This is a genomic window from Kitasatospora sp. MAA19 (genome assembly GCF_029894125.1).
Classification (GTDB): domain Bacteria; phylum Actinomycetota; class Actinomycetes; order Streptomycetales; family Streptomycetaceae; genus Kitasatospora.
Map to the genome: position 1 here is coordinate 1 of NZ_JARXYZ010000052.1, position 18548 is coordinate 18548.

Consider the following 18548-nt stretch of genomic DNA (forward strand, 5'->3'; position numbering starts at 1 on the left):
CGGTGGAGCGGATGATGCGGGACGCGAAGATCACCCAGATCTACGAGGGGACCAACCAGGTCCAGCGCATCGTCATGGCCCGCAACCTGCCGTAAGTCGGCAGCAGGAAACCGGACGTGGCTTCGGCCCCCGACCGCACGCCGCGGTCGGGGGCCGCTGGCATGCACCGGCCCGCCGTCCGTTCGGTGGATGACGGACGGTGGACGGCGTGGCGTCCCAGGTGGCATAAATGATCGTCAACTTCAGTGTGATGCACGACGATTACGGGAGCGTACGGATCATGGGCAACACCCCCGAGCAGGCCGCCACGGGCAGGGTCTGGCTGGTCACCGGCGCCAACTCCGGCTTCGGCCAGGCCATCGCGGAGGCCGCGCTGGCGGCCGGCGACACGGTGGTCGCGGCCGCCCGCCGCCCCGAGACCTTGGAGGCGCTGGCCGCCGCCCACCCGGGCCGGCTGGTGCCGGTCCGGCTGGACGTCACCGACCCGGCCCGGATCTCCGCCGTGGTCGCGGACACCCTGGGCCGGTACGGGCGGATCGACGTCCTGGTGAACAACGCCGGGCGCGGCCTGATCGGCGCCGTCGAGGAGTACACCGACCGCGAGCTGCGGGACCTGATGGAGCTGCACTTCTTCGGCCCGGCCGCGCTCACCCGCGCCGTGCTGCCGCACATGCGGGCCCAGGGCTCGGGCGCCGTCGTCCAGATGAGCAGCATGGGCGGGCGGTTCTCCTTCCCCGGCGTGGGCGCCTACTCGGCCACCAAGTTCGCGCTGGAAGGGCTGTCCGAGGCGCTGGCCCAGGAGGTCGCCGGGTTCGGGATCAAGGTGCTGATCGTCGAGCCGGGCGCGTTCCGGACCGGCTTCGCGGGTGGCGGGGCGCTCGCCCAGAGCACCCCGATCGCCGCGTACGAGCCGGTGGTCGGGCCGGTCCGCAGCGGTCTGCCGGACTCGGACGGCAAGCAGCCCGGCGACCCGGCGAAGGCCGCGGCGGCGATCCTGGCCGCCCTGGACGCCGAGCGGACGCCGCTGCGGCTGGCGCTCGGCAACGACGCCGTCGACGCGATCCTCGGCAATCTGGACGGCGCGCGCCGGGAGACCGAGGCCTGGGAGGCGGTCGGGCGCGGCACCGACTTCCCGGCCGGGGAGTGAGCGCCGGACCGGCTGCCTGACCACGGGCCCGGGCGAGCCGGCCGCAGCCCGTCGTGGCCCGTCCTGGCCCGTCCTGGCCCCGAAAAACCGGGCGACGGCGGGCGGCCTCGCTTCGTAGGCTGCCCGCCATGTCCTCCACCCTCGGCCTGGCCCGGATCACCCCCGAGAACATCGACGCCGCCCTCGCCCTCACGGTGCGCCCCGAGCAGGCGGGCCTGGTCGCGCCGGTGGTGAAGTCGCTGGCCGAGGCGTACGCGTACGGCGACACCGCCTGGCCCCGGCTGATCATGGACGGGGAGCGGCCGGTCGGCTTCGTGATGGCCTTCTTCGACATCCTGTTCAACCCCGAGCAGCCGGACGACCGCCCCCGCTCCGGCCTCTGGCGCCTGCTCGTCGACGCCGGGCACCAGCGCGGCGGTTACGGTCGCTTCGCCGTCGAGCAGGTCTGTGCCGAGATCCGCCGCCGCGGCGGCACCCGCGCCACCGTCACCTACGTCCCCGGCCCCGACGGCCCCGCCGGCTTCTACGCCGGCCTCGGCTTCCGCCCGACCGGCGAGACCAGCGGCGACCAGGTGGTGGCGGAGCTGGAGCTTTAGGGCGTGTCCGACGATTCGCGTCGGATCAGCGCAGCCGCCTGTGCGCGGGCCTGCCGGAGCCAGTCGGCGCGGGTCGCGGCGGGGGAGTCGGTCACGGTGCGGAACACCGTCCGGCGGACGTCGGTGACGCCGACGTACGGCAGCACGCAGGCCGCCCAGATCCGCTCCAGCGGGTCGCCGAACTCGCCGTGCTCGCGCTCCTGCGGGGTGTCGGAGGTGTTGAGCTACGGCCCGGGGGTGACGGATAGGGTGCCGGACCATGACCGAGCCGGACTTCCTCACCACGACCCGGGCGTTCTACGACGCCATCGCCGCCGACTACGCCGACCGGTACCGCGACGAACTGGCCGGCAACCCGCTGTCCCGGGCGCTGCTCGCCGCCTTCGCCGAACTGGTGCTCGCCGAGTGTGCCGACGGTCTGGTCGCCGAACTCGGCTGCGGCCCGGGCCGGGTGACGCACCACCTGCACGGCCTGGGCCTCGACATCCGCGGCATCGACCTCTCGCCGCGGATGGTCGAGCTGGCCCGCCGGACGTACCCCGGGCTGGACTTCACCGAGGGATCGCTCTTCGATCTCCCGTTGCGGGACGGCGAGTTGACCGGCGCGGTGGCCTGGTACTCGATCATCCACACCCCGGCCGAGCGGCTGCCGGAGGTGTTCGCCGAGTTCGCGCGGGTGCTCGCCCCGGGCGGCCACCTGCTGCTCGCCTTCCAGGTCGGCGACGAGCCGCTCCGGATCGACCAGCCCTTCGGGCACCCGGTGGCGCTGGACTTCCGCCGCCAGCAGCCGCACCGGATCGAGGAGCTGGCCCGTGCGGCCGGACTGCGGATCACCACCCGGATGTCCCGCGAGCCGGAGGAGGGCGTGGAGACCCCGCAGGCGTACGTGCTGGCCCGCAAGCCGGCCCAAGGCTCCTGAGCGCTCCCGGGGTGACGCCGACAGCAGCATGACGGCGGGTGTGGGCGGGATGACAGCCGCCGCCACGAGGCTCGGTGGCAGCACGTCAGTCCATCGAACCGGGAGATCCTGCCCATGCCCCGACCCCGCCTCACCTCCGCGTTCCGGCTCGGCGCCGCCGCGGCCGCCGCGCTGCTGCTGGCCGGCCTCGCCCCGGCTGCCTCGGCGGCGGCCGCCCCCGCGGCGCCGGTACCCCGGCTGGACTGGCAGCCCTGTGCGTCGGACTTCGAGTGCGCGCGTGCCGCGGTGCCGACGGACTACCGCGACCCGGCCGGGCGGACGGTCGAGCTGGCCGTCATCCGGCACCCCGCGACCGACCGGGCGCACCGGATCGGCTCGCTGTTCTTCAACCCCGGCGGCCCGGGCGTCCCCGGCACCCAGGCGCTGCCCGCCGTGTACGGGATGTTCCCGGAGCAGGTGCGCGAGCGCTTCGACATCGTCAGCTTCGACCCGCGCGGCATCGGCGAATCGACGACCCTCGGCTGCTTCCCGGACACGGCGGCCGAGCAGCAACTGCTGGCCGGGCTGCCCGCCGGCTACCCGGTCGGCGCCGCCCAGGAGTCGGCCTGGTCCGCGACGTACGCGCGCTTCGGCCGCCAGTGTGCCGACACCGACCGGACGGGGCTGCTCGCCCACCTGTCCACCGCCGACACGGCCCGCGACCTGGACCTGCTGCGCGCGGCCGTCGGCGACCGCCGGCTGAGCTACCTCGGCACCTCGTACGGCAGCTACCTGGGCACCACCTACGCCAACCTCTTCCCGGACCGGGTCCGCGCGCTGGTGCTGGACAGCGCCCCCGACCCGGTCGCCTGGTCCACCGGGCGCGGCCCGGGGCAGCGCGCCCTGCCGCCGTTCCTGCGCACCGGCGGCGACCTCGCCGCGACCCGGACCCTCGATGCCTTCCTCGACCAGTGCGGCGACGCCGGCCCCGCCGCGTGCGCCTTCGCGGCGGACGGCGGCCCGGCGGCGACCCGCGCCAAGTTCGACGAGCTGATCGACCGGCTCGGCCGGACGCCGGTGACGCTCGGCACCGCGCCGCAGACGGTCACCTTCGACCAGGCCTCCGCCGTGAGCACCCTGCTGCCGAGGCTCTACACGGCCGCGCCCCTCCCCGGCGTCCCCGGCTTCGGCTGGCCGGCGTTGGGCGGGCTGCTGCAGCAGTTGTGGACCGCGGCCCCGGACGCCTCGGCGCCGCTGCCGACCGGCGGCGCCCTCCGGCAGGCGCAGACCCTCGGGACGCTCTGCGCCGACACCGCCAACCCGCCCGCCTCCTCCCACCCGGCGGCGGCCGCGCTGGCCCGCGACCGCGCGGGTGCCACCGGCCCGTACTGGGTCTGGCAGACCCAGCGCTGCACGGGCTGGCCGGCCGAGGCCGCCCGGGACCGTTACACCGGCCCGTGGGACCGCCCGACCTCCGCGCCGATCCTGGTCGTGGGCCTCACCGGTGACCCGGCCTGGCCGTACGAGGGCTCCCGCACGCTGGCGGACACCCTCGCCCGCGGCCGCCTGCTGACCGTCGACGGGTACGGCCACACCGCGCTGGGCAACCCGAGCGCCTGCGCCTGGCGGTACGAGGAGCGGTACCTGGTCAGCGGCGCGCTGCCGCCGGCCGGCACGGTGTGCGAGCCGGACCGCCGGCCGTTCTAGTCGTTCCGGCCCCGAGCGGCCGGGGTCGTGCGCGTGCACGGAATCCGTGCACGCGCACGCACCTCGGTACGATGAACGTCATGAACCGTGCCGATCTCACCCTGGGCCCGCTGTCCGAGCAGGACCACGCCTTCTACGGCCTGGTCTGGGCCGGCACCACCCTCGCCGCCCAGGTGGACCGCGAGCTGACCCGCGTGCACGGGCTGTCGCTGTCCTGGTTCGAGGTGATGCTCTGGCTCAACGGGCAGCGGGAGCCGGTCGCCGCCTCCGACCTGGGCGCGAAGACGATGCTCAGCCGCAGCCAGGTCTCCCGCGTGGTCGACGCCCTGGCCGCACGCGGCCTGGTGGCCCGCTCACCCTCCGCCGCCGACGCCCGGTCGGTGCGGATCGAACTGACCGAGCAGGGCCGCGCCGCCTTCGCCGAGGCCGACGCCACCCGGCGGGCCGTCCTCGCGCCGGTCTTCACCGACCGGCTCGACGAGGGCGACATCGCGGCCCTGGAGACGGTCTGGCGCAAGCTGAAGGCCTGAGCCACAGGCCTAGGCGGCTGTGGCTGTGGCTTCGGTTTCGGCCTGCGGCCGGCCGGAGGCGGTCGCGATCACCTCGTCCAGCACCTCGCGGGAGCGGGCCAGATCGCTGATCATCCGGTCGATCCGGTCCCGCTCGGCGGCCAGCTCCTCGACCAGCAGCGGGGTGGCGATCTCGTTCGGGCCGCCGTCGGAGTCGCGCATGCAGGGCAGGATCTCGTAGATCTTCCGGCTGTGCAGTCCGGCCGCGAACAGTTCCTGGATCAGGACGACCCGGTCCACCGCCCGCTCCGGGTAGTCCCGGTGCCCGCCCGCCGTCCGTTCGGCGACCAGCAGGCCCTGCTGCTCGTAGTAGCGCAGCGAGCGCTCGCTCACGCCCGTCCGCCGGGCCAGTTCACCGATCCGCATGCCGTCCACCCCGTCGCCGTGACCGAACGCTTGAACCCAGCGCTTGAACCCAACGCTTGAACCTGACACCGATGTTAGCTTCTACGGTCTTCGCATGACGACGAACACCAAAACCCCGAGCCTCTTCCAGCCCGCCGACCTCGGCCCGCTGCACCTCCCCAACCGCCTGGTGATGGCCCCGATGACCCGCACCCGGGCCGGCGCCGACGGCGTCCCGCAGCCGATCATGGCCACCTACTACGCGCAGCGCGCCGGCGCCGGGCTGATCATCGCCGAGGCCGCCACCCCGAACCGGGTCGGCCAGACCTACGCCGACATCCCGGCCATCTACGACGCCCGGCACGTCGCCGGGTGGCGCACCGTGACCGAGGCGGTCGGCGCGGCCGGCGGCCGGATGTTCCTGCAACTCCAGCACGGCGGCCGGATCGGCCACCCCGAGAACAGCGGCCTGCACCCCGTCGCGCCCTCGCCGATCGCCCTGCCCGACACCGTCCACACCGCGAGCGGGCACCGGGAGGCCGTCGTCCCGAGAGCACTCACGGCGGAGGAGATCCGGCAGACCGTCGCCGACTTCGCGGCCGCCGCCCGCAACGCCGTCGACGCGGGCTTCGCCGGCGTCGAGGTGCACGGCGCCAACGGCTACCTGCTGCACCAGTTCCTCGCTCAGGGGAGCAACCGGCGCACCGACGAGTACGGCGGGTCGGTGGCGGGTCGGATCCGCTTCGTGGTCGAGGTGGTCCGGGCGGTGGCGGCCGAGATCGGCGCCGAGCGGGTCGGCCTGCGGGTGTCGCCCGGCTTCGGAGGCCAGGGCATGGCGGAGGGCGACACGGCGGAGATCTACCGCGCGCTGGTCGCCGAGCTGGCGGGCGACGGCCTGGCCTACCTGCACGTGGTCTTCGCCGACCCCGAGGACACGGTGTTCCAGGAGATCCGCAAGAGCTGGCCGGGCGTGCTGATCGCCAACCCGGTGCTCGGCTGGGGGCAGCCGCTGCCGGAGGACGGCGGCCGGGCGGCGGCGGAGCGGCTGCTCGCGGCCGGGGCCGACCTGATCTCGTTCGGGCGGGGCTTCCTCGCCAACCCCGATCTGGTCGAGCGGCTGCGTACCGGCGCCGTGCTCAATCCCGTCCGGGACGGCCTGATGTACACCGGCGGTGCCGAGGGGTACATCGACTACCCGACGCTGGCCGGATAACACGACACCTTCACACGGCGGTCCCCCGGGGGGTGACGCGCGTCGGCCGACGGGTCGTGCCATGATCCCTGCATGGCTTCCAACGTTTTCTTCGACATCGAGATCGACGGCGTTCCGTCCGGCCGCATCGTCTTCAAGCTGTACGACGATGTCGTGCCGAAGACCGCCCGCAACTTCCGTGAGCTCGCCACCGGCCAGAACGGCTTCGGCTACGAGGGCTCCGGCTTCCACCGCGTGATCCCGCAGTTCATGCTCCAGGGTGGCGACTTCACCAACCACAACGGCACCGGTGGCAAGAGCATCTACGGCGAGAAGTTCGCCGACGAGAACTTCCAGCTCAAGCACAGCAAGCCGGGCCTGCTCTCGATGGCCAACGCCGGCCGCAACACCAACGGCTCGCAGTTCTTCATCACCACCATCGTGACCGACTGGCTGGACGGCAAGCACGTCGTCTTCGGCGAGGTCGTCGAGGGCCTGGACGTCGTGACGGCGATCGAGAAGCTCGGCTCGCAGAGCGGCCGCACCTCGAAGGCCATCAAGATCGCCAAGTCCGGCATCGTCGAGTAGTCGCCTCCTCCTCCACGTACCGCCCCGGAGCGGAAAGTCGGTCGGTCCGACTTCCCGATCCGGGGCGGTGGTTTTCCCGGGGACGGGTGGCCGGGGGGCGCCCTACGGCTGCGCGGGGCGCAGGCGGTAGGAGGCGGCGAGGTCCCGGACCTCCACCGAGGAGACCGCGTCGTGGGGGAGGTGCTTGCCCAGCAGGGCGAGGACGTCCTCGGCGAGCCGGGCCTTCAGGCCGTCGGAGCGGCCCGGCAGCAGGGCCACCGTGATGTGGACGAAGCCGGTCCGGCCGGCCCGGTCGGTGTCGGGATCGCCGACGCAGGTCTCGGCGGCCGGGCGGCAGAGGGTCTTGCACACGCCCGCGGAGCCGGCCTCCTCCAGCACCATCGGGTGCAGCTCCCGCAGGAGCGCCTGCCGGTCGAAGGCGTCGGCCAGCCGGGGGGAGTAGTCGATGGTGATGTGCGGCATGGCGCGGACCCCTCGCCCTGGACGATTGTGTTTTACATCCACCTATCTTCGTCCTGCGTGCCGCGGCGGGACACGGCGGGGCCGGAGCCCGGACTGCTCGCCGGGCTCCGGCCGGGTGGGCGCGGGGGAGGGTCGGTTACTCGTGCGGCTCGAACCGCCAGGCCTGGCGCTGGTCGCGGGGCTCGTAGCGCCGCAGCGCGGTGCGGGGCGGGAAGATCGCCAGCAGGCTGAGGTCGAGGGCGAACTCGACGCCGTCGACCGGACCGCCGGGGGCCACGATGTGGAAGGCGAAGGGCTCGGCGCTCTGGCGCAGCACCCACTCGGTGGGCGTGGGCCTGCCGAAGATCGGCTTGTTGGGCGCCGGGTCGCCGTCGAAGCCGGCGTAGGCGTTCTCCCGGAGGTTGCGGAGGGTGACGTTGCCGTTCGGGAGCGTCTGCACCCGCCACTCCTGCGCGCCCGGAGTGCCGGTGGGCGGCAGGACGACCACCGGGTCGCGGTGGCCTTCGAGGGTGAGGAGATGCTCGCGCGGCTTGCTGATGCTGTAGACGCCGGGCGGAACGGGCGCGCGGCCGGTGCGGGTGGCGCGGTGGATGCGGTCGGGGTCGTCGAGGGGGGCCGCCGGTTCTTCGACCAGGTCGTCGGCGGCGGCCGCCGGGTCCTCGGCGGGGTCGTCCGCGTGGGCCTCCGGGTCCTCGGCGGGTTCTTCGGCGGGTTCTTCGGCGGGCTCCTCGGCCGGGGCCTCGGCCGGGTCCGGCGGTGCGGTGCGGGTGCCAGCCGTGGCGGCCTTGGCCGTTCCGGTGGTGAGGAGGGCGGCGAAGCCGGCCGCGGCGGCGGCGCCGAGCACGTGGCGTCGGCTCAGAGGTTCGGTCATGGGCCGATTGTGTGCGAGCACCCGCCCGGGAGGGGTGCACCTGACCAGGCATGTCCCCCGGTTGGGTGATCAGCTGCCCGGGCGCGTCAACGTCCGGCCTCGACAGCGGGATTGACGGCCATGCAGGAGATCCGCGAAAGCAGGCCTCGCCGTCCCCGGGTGAGGGCCGCTTCCGTGCCGGCCGCAGCGCCCGGGTGGTGGGCCGCGCCGGAAGTCGGCCTGTCCGACGTCCGGCGCGGGGATGATCGGCGACGTAGGTCCAAGGACCGATGGTCGACAGGCCCGGCACAGGGTGGAATGGCCGGATGGATCACGAGAAGCCGCACGAAGGGCTGACCCCCGACGGGCAGGCCGCCTACCTGGCGCGGATCGGGGTGGCGGAGGTCGGCACGCCGTCCCCGGAGGCGCTCGCACGGCTCCAGCTCGCCCACCTCCGGGCCGTGCCGTTCGAGAATCTGAGCATCCACCTCGGCGAGCCCGTCATCCTCGACCCCGGCGCGCTGGTGGAGAAGCTGGTAGCCCGCCGCCGGGGCGGCTTCTGCTACGAACTCAACGGCGCCTTCGCCGAGTTGCTGCGCTCGCTCGGCTACCGGGTGAGCCTGCTCGCCGCCCGCGTCTTCAACGGCGAGCAGCCCGGACCGCCGTTCGACCACCTGGCGCTGCGGGTCGACCTCGACGAACCCTGGCTGGTCGACGTCGGCTTCGGCCGGTTCAGCCGCCACCCGCTGCGCCTCGACGAGCGCGCCCCGCAGGCCGACCCGCACGGCGCGTTCACCCTCAGCCCGTACGGGGACCACGGCGAGCTCGACGTCCTGATGGACGGCAAGCCGCAGTACCGGCTGGAGCGCCGCCCCTACCCGCTCGCGGACTTCCGCCAGACCTGCTGGTGGCAGACCACCTCGCCCGAGTCCCCCTTCGCCCGCGGGGCGACGTGCTCCCTCCTCGCCGAGGACGGCGGCCGGATCACCCTCAACGGCACGAAGCTCATCCGCACGGCCCCGGACGGCACCCGCACCGAGGAGCAGCTCGCCGTCCCCGAGGCGCTGGCCGCCTACCGCGACCACTTCGGCATCACCCTCGACCGGCTGCCCGGTGACGGGGGCAGGGTAGCCGGGTAGCGGACCGGCCCGGGCCGGAATCGCGCAATCGGTCCGGCCCGCCCACGGCCGCCCTAGGCTCTTCGTGCGCGGTCGGAGCCGCGGCCAACTCGACTCTCCGGCAAGGTGGTTCACCGATGGAACAGGACGCCGACGACGGCGCGGTGACGTACGAGCAGGTGACGGTGGTCTCGCTCGCCTCGTGCGAGCCGGTCAACCCCGCGCGGATCGCGGTGCGGGTGGCCTGCGAGACCATGACGGTCAAACGGGTGGCGGGCTACTGGGTGCGCTGGGACGAGCGGTGGGGGCCGGAGGAGATCCGCCACCATGCGCGCTGGGTCCCGGACGAGGAGTACGTGCGGCCGGGCGGTGGGAGCCTGGACGGATCGCTCACCGTGACGGTCGTCGCGTACTGGACGTACGAGGGCGGCGGTGCGCGCCGGCCGACCACCAAGACGGCGGTGGCCTTTCGGTCCGACGAGGCCGAGCGGGAACTGGTGCTGGAGCGGCCGGACCCGCACCGCCCGGCGGCCCTGACCGTCCACCTGACCGACGCCCGCTGGCTGGAGGGCGGCCAGGGGCGGCTGATCCACTACGGCTACTCGGGCGCCACCGAGTCCGACGGCGGCGAGGGGGAGTGGCTGGTCCGCTTCCCGGAGTGCGGCACGGGCCTTCTCCCGCAAGCGGGTTAGCGAAGCCTAGGGCGCCGCCGCCCACGCCCCCTCCCGCACGCCGACCTTGCGCGCGGGCACGCCGGCCCAGATGGCGCCGAGCGTGGTGTACGGGTGCAGCACGGTGCCGAAGCCGCGGTGGAACACGACGAGCCCGGGCCCGATCTCGCAGGCGGCGGGCACCTCCATGCCGTAGAGCGCGAGGGCCTCCTGGACCAGGCGGCCCAGGAGGCGGTGGCGGCGGCGGTAGACGAGCGCGGTGACGAGTGACATCCACCCATTGTGTCGCCGCGACTACACCGAGTCGCGGGCGGTCACTTGATGTCCGGGACCGCGCTGTCGCTCTTGAAGGCGTCGAAGACCTGCTTGGCCTTGTTGGTGTCCCACTGGACCGCCGACTCGCCGGTCTTGGTGTGGTAGTCGGCGTTGGCGATCGGCACGGTCAGGGACTTGCCGCTGCCGCCGTTGACGTCCTTCATGGCGAGGAAGAGCGAGCCGAGGTCGGTGAGGCCCGCGTCGTCGTCGACGATGAGGGTGCCGAGGGCGGAGTCGACCAGCGGGTAGAAGGTGAACGGGTTCAGTACGGTGCCGGGGGAGGCCGCCTGGTGGGCGAGGGCGCCGAGGAACTTCTGCTGGTTGCGCATGCGGCCGAGGTCCTGGTCGGCCATCTGGTGACGCTGGCGGACGAAGGCGAGGGCCTGCTTGCCGTTGAGGGTCTGGTCGCCGGCCTTGAGGTCGAGGCCGGAGTCCTTGTCCTGGACGTTCTGGTCGATGTGCATCTCGACGCCGCCGATCGAGTCGACGATGCCGACGAAGCCGGCGAAGCCGATCTCGGCATAGTGGTCGATCCGGATGCCGGTGTTGAGCTCGACGGTCTGGACGAGCAGCCGGCCGCCGCCGTTGCCGAAGGCCGAGTTGATCTTCGCGGTGGTGCCCTTGACGGTCTTGCCGTTGCTGCCGGGGTGTTCCGGGATCGGCACCCAGGAGTCGCGCGGGATGCTCATCAGGGTGTTCCCGTTGTCCCCGACGTGCAGGATCATCATCGAGTCGCTGCGCTTGCCCTCGGTGTCGTGACCGGTGTGCAGGTCGTCCTGTTCCGAGTCGGTGAGGCCCTGGCGGCTGTCGGAGCCGACGATCAGCCAGTTGGTGCCCTTGCCGGCCGCCGGTCGTCCGGGGTAGTCGGCCAGCACGTTCTCGTGGTTGAGCTTGGAGCCGGCCCAGAACCAGGTGGAGACCGCGGTCACCATGACGGCGATCAGGACGCCGAAGACCGACCACTTGACGATCCGGCGCCGCGGCCAGCGCTTGGCGGGTATCGCACCCGGCCGCGCACCGCCGGGGCCACCCGGACCTCCCGGGCCACCCGGCCGACCGGGACCGCCCGGTCCTCCGGGCCCGGCGGGCTGCCTGCCCGGCCCCTGTGGCGGGACGCCGCCGACGCGGGACGGCTCCGGCTGTCGCGGCGCGGGCGCCCCCGGCCCGCGCGGGTTCAGCGACCCGGGCAGCGGCGGTTCGGCCGCCGTGCCGCCTCCGCCGCGCCCGTACGCGCCGCCGTTGCCGCCGCCCCGATACGGGTTCCCGTCGTTGTACGGGTTCCCGCCGCCTCCCGGGCGGCCCTCCTGCCACGTGTTCATGTCGTCGAGGATGCCCGACCCCGGTCGTGCTGACTCCCCCCGGGGGCTCCACCAGGCTGCTTGTAGCAGTTTTGATGCACGTGTCGGATCGTTCCGCCGCAACTTCCGCGCGGCCGCACGACGGTGGGGCGCCCGGGCGCGGGGCGGCGTTCAACGTGAGCCGTGTCACCCGCCGTTCACCGCGGTTCAGCTGGCGAAACGATTCTTGACCCGCTCGAACACAGCGTGTTTGCATTTCGGGTATGGATCAGCGTTGGGCACTCACGCGTCGGCGGCACGTCGACCTGCGGCGTGGTGTGGCCTGTTCGCTCTGTCGCGGCTGAAGCGCGCCCCCACCCCGCGTCGACGTACCCCCGACCCGCGTCGCAGCACGTCCCGCGTCGCAGCACGTCGAAACATCCTTTCCGGGCCCCGCCCCGCAGCGGTCCCGCTGCGCCGCGTCGCGCCGCCCCCGCTTCCAGCCAGAGGTGAACCCATGGCCACCGTCCTGTCCGTTTCCGGCTCCCCGTCCGCCACCTCCCGCACCACCCGCCTGCTGCGCCACGTCGACGCGCGCCTGGAGGCCCGCGGTCACCACGTCCTCCCGTTCGAGGCGCGCAGCCTGCCCGCGCACGCGCTGCTGTCGGGCGACTTCGACCACCCGGAGATCGTCGCCGTCACCGAGCTGTTCGCCCGCGCGGACGGCGTCGTGATCGGCACCCCCGTCTACAAGGCCGCCTACTCGGGCCTGTTGAAGGCGCTGCTGGACGTGCTCCCGCAGTACGCGCTGGCCGGCAAGGCCGTGCTACCGCTGGCCACCGGCGGCTCGCCCGCGCACGTGCTGGCGGTGGACTACGCGCTGCGCCCGGTGCTCAGCTCGATGGGCGCCGGCCACATCACCCAGGGCTGGTTCGTGCTCGACCGCCACATCACCGCCCGGGAGGACGGGACGACCCTGGTCGAGCGCGAGACCGACACCCTGCTGGCCCCGGTCGTGGAGGGCTTCGCCCAGGCCCTGGAGCGGCTGGCCGCACCGGCGCTGGCCGGCTGAGGAGCAGGCGAGGGGGCGGCCCGGGGGAGCCGGCGCCCGAACCCCGTACGGGGCGTCCCCGAGACGGGCCGCGGCACCCCTTAGGGGGAGCGGCGCCGCGCCCCGCAGAACCCTGGTTGGGCGGCTTCATTCCGGCGGATGACGAGCCGGCCCGCCACCACTCCTAACGTTGTGGCTGTCCCCGCTCGTTCCGACGAGGGCGAGGTTCTCCCCGGAGCCGGCGCCCGCCGGCCCTGGTGGGTGGGGTCACTCCCCGGTCGACGACCCCTTCCTCCGGCGTGCCCGCGCACGGCTGCGGCCCGCCGCGCACGAAGGGGGCCGTCCGGCCGGGGGCGACGGGTGGGCCCACTTCCTAGGAGACTCCAGTGACGACGGCAGCAGCAGCCGTGCACGACCCCCAGCTTCCCGGCGGAGCGTCCGCCGTCGCCGCGTCGGCCCGCCGGGTGACCAAGGCGTACGGCGCGGGCGAGACCAGGGTCACCGCGCTCGACGCGGTGGACGTCGACATCCAGCGCGGCCGCTTCACCGCGATCATGGGCCCGTCCGGCTCCGGGAAGTCGACCCTGATGCACTGCCTGGCCGGCCTGGACACGGTCAGCGGCGGCCGGATCTGGATCGGCGACACCGAGATCACCGGTCTCAAGGACAAGCAGCTGACCAGACTGCGCCGGGACAAGATCGGCTTCATCTTCCAGGCGTTCAACCTGCTCCCGACGCTGACCGCGCTGGAGAACATCACGCTGCCGATGGACATCGCCGGGCGCCGCCCGGATCAGGCCTGGCTGGACCAGGTGGTGGAGACCGTGGGTCTGGCGGGCCGGCTCAAGCACCGCCCGGCGCAGCTCTCCGGCGGCCAGCAGCAGCGCGTCGCGGTGGCCCGGGCGCTGGCCGCCCGGCCGGAGATCATCTTCGGCGACGAGCCCACCGGCAACCTGGACTCCCGGGCCGGCGCCGAGGTGCTCACCTTCCTGCGCCGCTCGGTCGACGAACTGGGCCAGACCATCGTGATGGTCACCCACGACCCGGTCGCCGCGGGCTACGCGGACCGCGTGCTCTTCCTCGCCGACGGCGTGATCGTCGACGAGATGCACGCGCCCACCGCCGACTCCGTCCTCGAACGCATGCGCCGTTTCGACGGCAAGCGCACCAGCTGAGCGGGCGGGACGAGACCTCATGCTGCTCAGAACCGCTCTGCGGAGCTTCTTCGCCCACAAGGGCCGGATGGCCCTCTCCCTGATCGCCGTGGTGCTGTCGGTCGCGTTCGTCTCCGGCACCCTGGTGTTCTCCGACACCGCGACCAGCACCTTCGACAAGCTCTTCGCCGCGACCGCCTCCGACGTCTCGGTCCAGCCGCCCAAGCCGGCCGAGAACGAGGAGCCGTCGGCCTCCGACAAGCCGCGGACCGTCCCGGTCGACGCCGCCCGGCAGCTCGCCGCGGTGCCCGGGGTGAAGACGGCGGTCGGCCAGGTCAGGGTCGAGAACGCCACCCTGGTCAACCCGGCCACCAACAAGCTGGTCGGCCCGACCAGCGGCGCCCCGACCCTGGTCGGCAACTGGACCGGGACCCCGCGCAGTGCGATGCGCCTCACCCAGGGCCACGCCCCGCAGGGCGCGGGCGAGCTGGTGCTGGACGCGGACACCGCGAAGAAGGCCGGTCTCGGCCTCGGCGGCCGGCTCCGGGTCGACAACGCCGGCGGCCGGCACGAGTTCACCATCGCGGGCATCGCCTCCTTCACCACCACCAACCCCGGTGCGGCGCTGGCCTTCCTGGACACCCCGACCGCCCAGCAGGTCCTGCTCGGCGAGCAGGCGTACACCTCGGTGGAGGCGTTCGGCGACGGCAGCCGCGGCAACGACCGGCTCAAGGCCGACGCGCTGGCCACGCTGGGCACCGGCTACCAGGTCAAGACCGCGGCCGAGCAGAAGGACGAGAACACCAAGAACGTCGGCAGCGGCCTGGGCTTCATGAAGAACGCGATGCTCGGCTTCGCGCTCATCTCGGCGTTCGTCGGCTGCTTCCTGATCATCAACACCTTCTCGATGCTGGTCGCCCAGCGCACCCGGGAGATCGGCCTGCTGCGCGCCATCGGCGGCAGCCGCCGGCAGGTGAACCGCTCGGTGCTGGCCGAGGCGCTGATCCTCGGCGTGCTGGGCTCGACCCTCGGGATCGGGGCCGGGCTGGGGATCGCGGTCGGCCTGATCAAGCTGATGAACGCGATCGGCATGGAGCTCAAGGCGAGCGACCTGCAGATCGGGCCGAGCGTGTTCCTCGCCGGGTACGCCCTGGGCATCGTGGTCACGCTGGTGGCGGCCTGGTTCCCGGCCCGCCGGGCGAGCAGGATCGCGCCGATGGCCGCCCTGCGCGACCACGGCACGCCGGCCGAGGGCCGCGCCAACCTGGTCCGTACGGTGGTCGGCCTCGCCTTGACGGCGGGTGGCGGCGGTCTGCTGGTGCTCGCGGCGAAGGCGGCGAAGGCGGCCACCGGCGGCCGGTACCTGGGCCTGGGCGTGCTGCTCACCCTGATCGGCTTCGTGGTGCTCGGCCCGCTGCTGGCCACCGTCGTGGTCCGGGCGCTGGGCGCACTGCTGCCGGCCGTGTTCGGCCCGTCCGGCCGGCTCGCCCAGCGCAACGCGATGCGCAACCCGCGCCGCACCGGCGCCACCGCCGCCGCGCTGATGGTCGGACTGGCACTGGTGATCGGCTCCTCGGTGTTCAGCGCCTCGATGGTCACCTCGGCCAACGCGCAGATCGACCGGTCGGTGGGCGCGGACTACGTCGTCCAGGGCGGCCGCACCTCGATCACCCCCGAGATGCTGGACGCGGTCCGCCGGACCCAGGGCATCGACCACGTCACCACCCAGAAGTTCTTCGGCCCCAGGCTCCAGCTGCCGGACGGCCGGAGCGCGCGGACGAACCTCACCGCCGCGCCGCCCGCCTTCTTCACCACCGACTTCCACCTCCCGGTCACCGCCGGTTCGCTGGACGCGATCGGGCGGGGCGAGCTGGGGATCGGCGAGGCCTTCGCGAAGGACCACGGCCTGACGGTCGGCGACCGGGTGACCGTCGCCTACGACAAGGACCACACCCAGGTGCTGCCGGTGGGGGCGGTGTTCGCGAAGGGCTCGCTGTTCGGCGACGGCTCCTTCGTCGACTTCGACACCATGGCCAAGGCCGTACCGGCCGCCGACCAGCCTCCGGTCTGGACGTTCTTCGCCAAGGCCTCGTCCGGGACCGACGTCGCGAAGACGCTGACCGCCCTGGAGGACGCGCTCAAGGAGTACCCGCAGCTGACCATCAAGGACCAGGCCGGCTACAAGAAGGTCGTGCAGTCCCAGGTCGACACCCTGCTCTACCTGATCTACGGCCTGGTCGGCCTCTCCATCACGGTCGCCGTGCTCGGCGTGGTCAACACCCTGGCCCTGTCGGTGGTCGAGCGGACCCGGGAGATCGGCCTGCTGCGGGCGATCGGGCTCTCCCGCCGCCAGCTGCGCCGGATGATCCGGCTGGAGTCCGTGGTGATCGCGGTGTTCGGCGCGGTCCTCGGCACCGGGCTCGGCCTGGCCTGGGGCGTCACCGCCCAGCGGGTGCTGCGTGACCAGGGCCTGGACACGCTCTCCGTGCCGACCACCACGCTCGCGGTGACGCTGGTCGCCTCGGTGGTGATCGGACTGGTCGCCGCCCTCGTCCCGGCCTTCCGGGCCGGGCGGATGAACGTCCTCACGGCCATCGCGACGGACTGACCCGGCGGCGGGGGCCGCTCGACCCGGCGGAGGGGGCCGCCGAGGGGGGAACGGGGGGCAGGGGCCGGGTGCTGTGCGCACCCGGCCCCTGCGGCACGGACCGCCCCTGGTGGGCTGCGATGACCGCGCGATGCGCGGTTTTCACCATCGTTCACCACGTGCTCCGAACCTGCGCCGAACCTGCACCGAACCCGCTCCGGCCGCCTCCGGGCCCCGCCGAGGGCCTGCCGAACGCCCGTCCGGGCCCGGGTTCGCCCCCCGGAATCCGCCCGTCCGGGCCCCGTTGCGGGCCCGTGGAGGGCGCGGAGTACGGTGGGCGTGATCAAGGGACCGGCCCGGCGTCGCGAGGTGCGCGCAGCGGCCCAGACCGGGACAAGACGGAGACGCGTCCGCACCGGTACGGTTGGCCCCGATGAACACCAAGGCTGCTGAGGAGCTGCCGGCTGTCTCCGTGATCATGCCGGTGCTCAACGAGGAACGACACCTGCGTACGGCGGTCCGGCGCATCCTGGACCAGGAGTACCCCGGGCCGATGGAGGTGGTGATCGCCCTCGGTCCGTCCACCGACCGGACCGCGGAGATCGCGGCCGAGCTGGTGGCGGAGGACCCGCGGGTACGGACCGTGGCGAACCCCACCGGTCGTACTCCCGCGGGACTGAACGCCGCGATCCGCGGCTCACGCCATCCGATAGTGGTGCGCGTGGACGGCCACGGCCTGCTCACCCCCGGTTACATCACCACCGCGGTCCGGCTGCTCAGCGAGATGGAGGCGGCCAACGTCGGCGGCATCATGCACGCCGAGGGCGAGACCGAGTGGGAGAACGCGGTCGCCGCCGCGATGACCTCCAAGATCGGTGTCGGCAACGCGGCCTTCCACACCGGCGGCCTGGCCGGTCCGGCGGACACCGTCTACCTCGGGGTGTTCCGGCGCGAGGTGCTGGAGAAGCTCGGCGGCTACAACGAGGAGTTCATCCGCGCCCAGGACTGGGAGCTCAACTACCGGATCCGCCAGGACGGCGGGCTGGTCTGGTTCACCCCGCAGCTCAAGGTGACCTACCGGCCCCGGCCGTCGGTGCGGGCGCTGGCCAAGCAGTACAAGGACTACGGCCGTTGGCGCCGGGTGGTCACCCGCTACCACCGCGGCTCGGTCAACCTCCGCTACCTGGCCCCGCCGACCGCCTTCCTGGCCGTCACGCTCGGGCTGGTGCTGGGCGCCGCCGTCCACCCGGCCTTCCTCGCCGTGCCCGGCGCCTACCTGCTGGGCATCGTCGGCGGCGGGCTGGTCGAGGGCCGCGGCCTGTCGTTCAAGGCCAAGGCGCTGCTGCCGGTGGCGCTCGCCACCATGCACCTCAGCTGGGGCTTCGGCTTCCTCACCTCGCCCCGCTCGCTGGCCCGCAGGGTGATAAGCAGTGTCGACCCGGCCGCCACGGACGTGCTGTCCAAGGCGAGTTGACGCCGCCCGGCCCCAAGGGCCCGTCCCGCGCCGCTATCGTCGGTGCGCATGGGGACAGCTGAGGGCGGGCCCGGCGCGGCCCGGATCGAGCCGAGCACGGACGTCGACGGACGGGCCGCCGTCGGTGCGGGGACGACGGTGTGGCACCTCGCCCAGGTCCGCGAGGACGGGGTGTTCATCGGCCCGGCCGCCGTCCTCACCAACGACCGCCACCCCCGCGCGGTGACCCCCGACGGCCGCCCCAAGCGTCAACAGGACTGGCATGCCGAGGGGGTGACGCTTCGTCAGGGATGCTCGATCGGCGGCCGGGCGGTCCTGGTCGCCGGGGTGACGGTCGGCCGCTGGGCACTGGTCGCGGCCGGCGCCGTGGTCCACCGGGACGTCCCGGACTTCGCCCTGGTCGCCGGCGTCCCGGCCCGCCGGATCGGCTGGGTCGGCCGCGCCGGCGAGCCGCTGGAGCCCGCCGGCGACGGCCGCTGGCACTGCCCCCGCACCGGCGAGCACTACCGGGAGACCGGCGGAACCCTCGCGCCCGGCTAGGGCACGC

General features: G+C 73.5%; 21 protein-coding genes. 15 read left to right on the top strand and 6 right to left on the bottom strand.

Annotation, left to right across the window (positions count from 1 at the left end; genetic code table 11):
- The 3 genes from P3T27_RS38605 to P3T27_RS38615 form a co-directional block, all read left to right on the top strand.
- Positions 1 to 95: acyl-CoA dehydrogenase family protein (locus P3T27_RS38605; RefSeq protein WP_132919430.1), on the top strand; the 95-nt coding region annotated here is incomplete at its 5' end.
- A 185-nt stretch (positions 96 to 280) separates the two neighbouring features.
- Positions 281 to 1147: an oxidoreductase gene (locus P3T27_RS38610; protein WP_280686061.1), complete on the top strand. Its 867-nt coding sequence runs from the start codon at positions 281 to 283 to the stop codon at positions 1145 to 1147.
- Between the two features lie 128 nt (positions 1148 to 1275).
- Positions 1276 to 1743 carry a GNAT family N-acetyltransferase gene (locus tag P3T27_RS38615; protein WP_280686019.1) on the top strand — a complete coding sequence of 156 codons (468 nt, stop codon included), beginning with the start codon at positions 1276 to 1278 and terminating at the stop codon, positions 1741 to 1743.
- Here P3T27_RS38615 and P3T27_RS38620 read toward each other — a convergent pair.
- Positions 1740 to 1889 (bottom strand): hypothetical protein, encoded by a 150-nt coding sequence (locus P3T27_RS38620; RefSeq protein ID WP_280686020.1) that lies wholly within the window; start codon positions 1887 to 1889, stop codon positions 1740 to 1742. The two genes, P3T27_RS38615 and P3T27_RS38620, sit on opposite strands and share 4 nt — an antisense overlap.
- 113 nt (positions 1890 to 2002) lie before the next feature.
- Here P3T27_RS38620 and P3T27_RS38625 point away from each other — a divergent pair, with 113 nt between their 5' ends.
- The 3 genes from P3T27_RS38625 (at position 2003) to P3T27_RS38635 (ending at position 4878) form a co-directional block, all read left to right on the top strand.
- Entirely contained in the window at positions 2003 to 2662 is a 660-nt protein-coding gene (locus tag P3T27_RS38625; RefSeq protein WP_280686021.1) for a class I SAM-dependent methyltransferase, read from the top strand.
- Positions 2663 to 2776: 114 nt separating this feature from the next.
- Positions 2777 to 4348, top strand: a complete 1572-nt coding sequence (locus P3T27_RS38630) for an alpha/beta hydrolase (protein WP_280686022.1) — start codon at positions 2777 to 2779, stop codon at positions 4346 to 4348.
- A gap of 80 nt (positions 4349 to 4428) precedes the next feature.
- Complete coding sequence (locus P3T27_RS38635; RefSeq protein ID WP_280686023.1) at positions 4429 to 4878, top strand: MarR family transcriptional regulator; 450 nt, start codon at positions 4429 to 4431, stop codon at positions 4876 to 4878.
- Positions 4879 to 4887: 9 nt separating this feature from the next.
- Here P3T27_RS38635 and P3T27_RS38640 read toward each other — a convergent pair whose 3' ends face one another.
- Positions 4888 to 5283, bottom strand: coding sequence for a MerR family transcriptional regulator (locus P3T27_RS38640; protein WP_280686024.1), 396 nt, complete (start codon positions 5281 to 5283; stop codon positions 4888 to 4890).
- Between the two features lie 94 nt (positions 5284 to 5377).
- Between P3T27_RS38640 and P3T27_RS38645 the strand changes: the two genes are divergently transcribed.
- Both P3T27_RS38645 and P3T27_RS38650 read left to right on the top strand, forming a co-directional pair.
- Complete coding sequence (locus P3T27_RS38645) at positions 5378 to 6475, top strand: alkene reductase (RefSeq protein WP_280686025.1); 1098 nt, start codon at positions 5378 to 5380, stop codon at positions 6473 to 6475.
- Positions 6476 to 6547: 72 nt separating this feature from the next.
- Positions 6548 to 7042: a peptidylprolyl isomerase gene (locus P3T27_RS38650; protein WP_280686026.1), complete on the top strand. Its 495-nt coding sequence runs from the start codon at positions 6548 to 6550 to the stop codon at positions 7040 to 7042.
- Between the two features lie 102 nt (positions 7043 to 7144).
- Here the strand turns inward: P3T27_RS38650 and P3T27_RS38655 are convergent, their stop codons facing one another.
- Both P3T27_RS38655 and P3T27_RS38660 read right to left on the bottom strand, forming a co-directional pair.
- Positions 7145 to 7504 (bottom strand): 5-carboxymethyl-2-hydroxymuconate delta isomerase, encoded by a 360-nt coding sequence (locus P3T27_RS38655; protein WP_280686027.1) that lies wholly within the window; start codon positions 7502 to 7504, stop codon positions 7145 to 7147.
- Positions 7505 to 7640: 136 nt separating this feature from the next.
- The gene (locus tag P3T27_RS38660) at positions 7641 to 8375 is read right to left on the bottom strand and encodes a hypothetical protein (RefSeq protein WP_280686028.1); all 735 of its coding nucleotides are present in this window, start codon (positions 8373 to 8375) and stop codon (positions 7641 to 7643) included.
- A gap of 305 nt (positions 8376 to 8680) precedes the next feature.
- On the opposite strand from P3T27_RS38660, the gene P3T27_RS38665 reads away from it, so the two are divergent.
- Positions 8681 to 9493 (top strand): arylamine N-acetyltransferase, encoded by an 813-nt coding sequence (locus P3T27_RS38665; RefSeq protein WP_280686029.1) that lies wholly within the window; start codon positions 8681 to 8683, stop codon positions 9491 to 9493.
- A 116-nt stretch (positions 9494 to 9609) separates the two neighbouring features.
- The gene (locus P3T27_RS38670; protein ID WP_280686030.1) at positions 9610 to 10164 is read left to right on the top strand and encodes a hypothetical protein; all 555 of its coding nucleotides are present in this window, start codon (positions 9610 to 9612) and stop codon (positions 10162 to 10164) included.
- 6 nt (positions 10165 to 10170) lie between these two features.
- On the opposite strand, the gene P3T27_RS38675 is transcribed toward P3T27_RS38670, so the two are convergent.
- Both P3T27_RS38675 and P3T27_RS38680 read right to left on the bottom strand, forming a co-directional pair.
- Positions 10171 to 10416 carry a hypothetical protein gene (locus P3T27_RS38675; RefSeq protein ID WP_280686031.1) on the bottom strand — a complete coding sequence of 82 codons (246 nt, stop codon included), beginning with the start codon at positions 10414 to 10416 and terminating at the stop codon, positions 10171 to 10173.
- Positions 10417 to 10457: 41 nt separating this feature from the next.
- A complete protein-coding gene (locus P3T27_RS38680) occupies positions 10458 to 11777 on the bottom strand; it encodes an LCP family protein (RefSeq protein ID WP_280686032.1) in 1320 nt (439 codons plus the stop codon).
- Positions 11778 to 12252: 475 nt separating this feature from the next.
- Between P3T27_RS38680 and ssuE the strand changes: the two genes are divergently transcribed.
- The 5 genes from ssuE (at position 12253) to P3T27_RS38705 (ending at position 18541) form a co-directional block, all read left to right on the top strand.
- On the top strand, positions 12253 to 12807 hold the full coding sequence (gene ssuE / locus P3T27_RS38685) for an NADPH-dependent FMN reductase (protein WP_280686033.1): 555 nt from the start codon (positions 12253 to 12255) through the stop codon (positions 12805 to 12807).
- 365 nt (positions 12808 to 13172) lie between these two features.
- Positions 13173 to 13961, top strand: a complete 789-nt coding sequence (locus P3T27_RS38690; RefSeq protein ID WP_280686034.1) for an ABC transporter ATP-binding protein — start codon at positions 13173 to 13175, stop codon at positions 13959 to 13961.
- Positions 13962 to 13980: 19 nt separating this feature from the next.
- Positions 13981 to 16548 (top strand): ABC transporter permease, encoded by a 2568-nt coding sequence (locus P3T27_RS38695; protein WP_280686035.1) that lies wholly within the window; start codon positions 13981 to 13983, stop codon positions 16546 to 16548.
- Between the two features lie 412 nt (positions 16549 to 16960).
- Positions 16961 to 18001, top strand: a complete 1041-nt coding sequence (locus P3T27_RS38700; protein ID WP_280686036.1) for a glycosyltransferase family 2 protein — start codon at positions 16961 to 16963, stop codon at positions 17999 to 18001.
- 48 nt (positions 18002 to 18049) lie between these two features.
- The gene (locus P3T27_RS38705; RefSeq protein WP_280686037.1) at positions 18050 to 18541 is read left to right on the top strand and encodes an acyltransferase; all 492 of its coding nucleotides are present in this window, start codon (positions 18050 to 18052) and stop codon (positions 18539 to 18541) included.
- Positions 18542 to 18548: the final 7 nt, after the last annotated feature.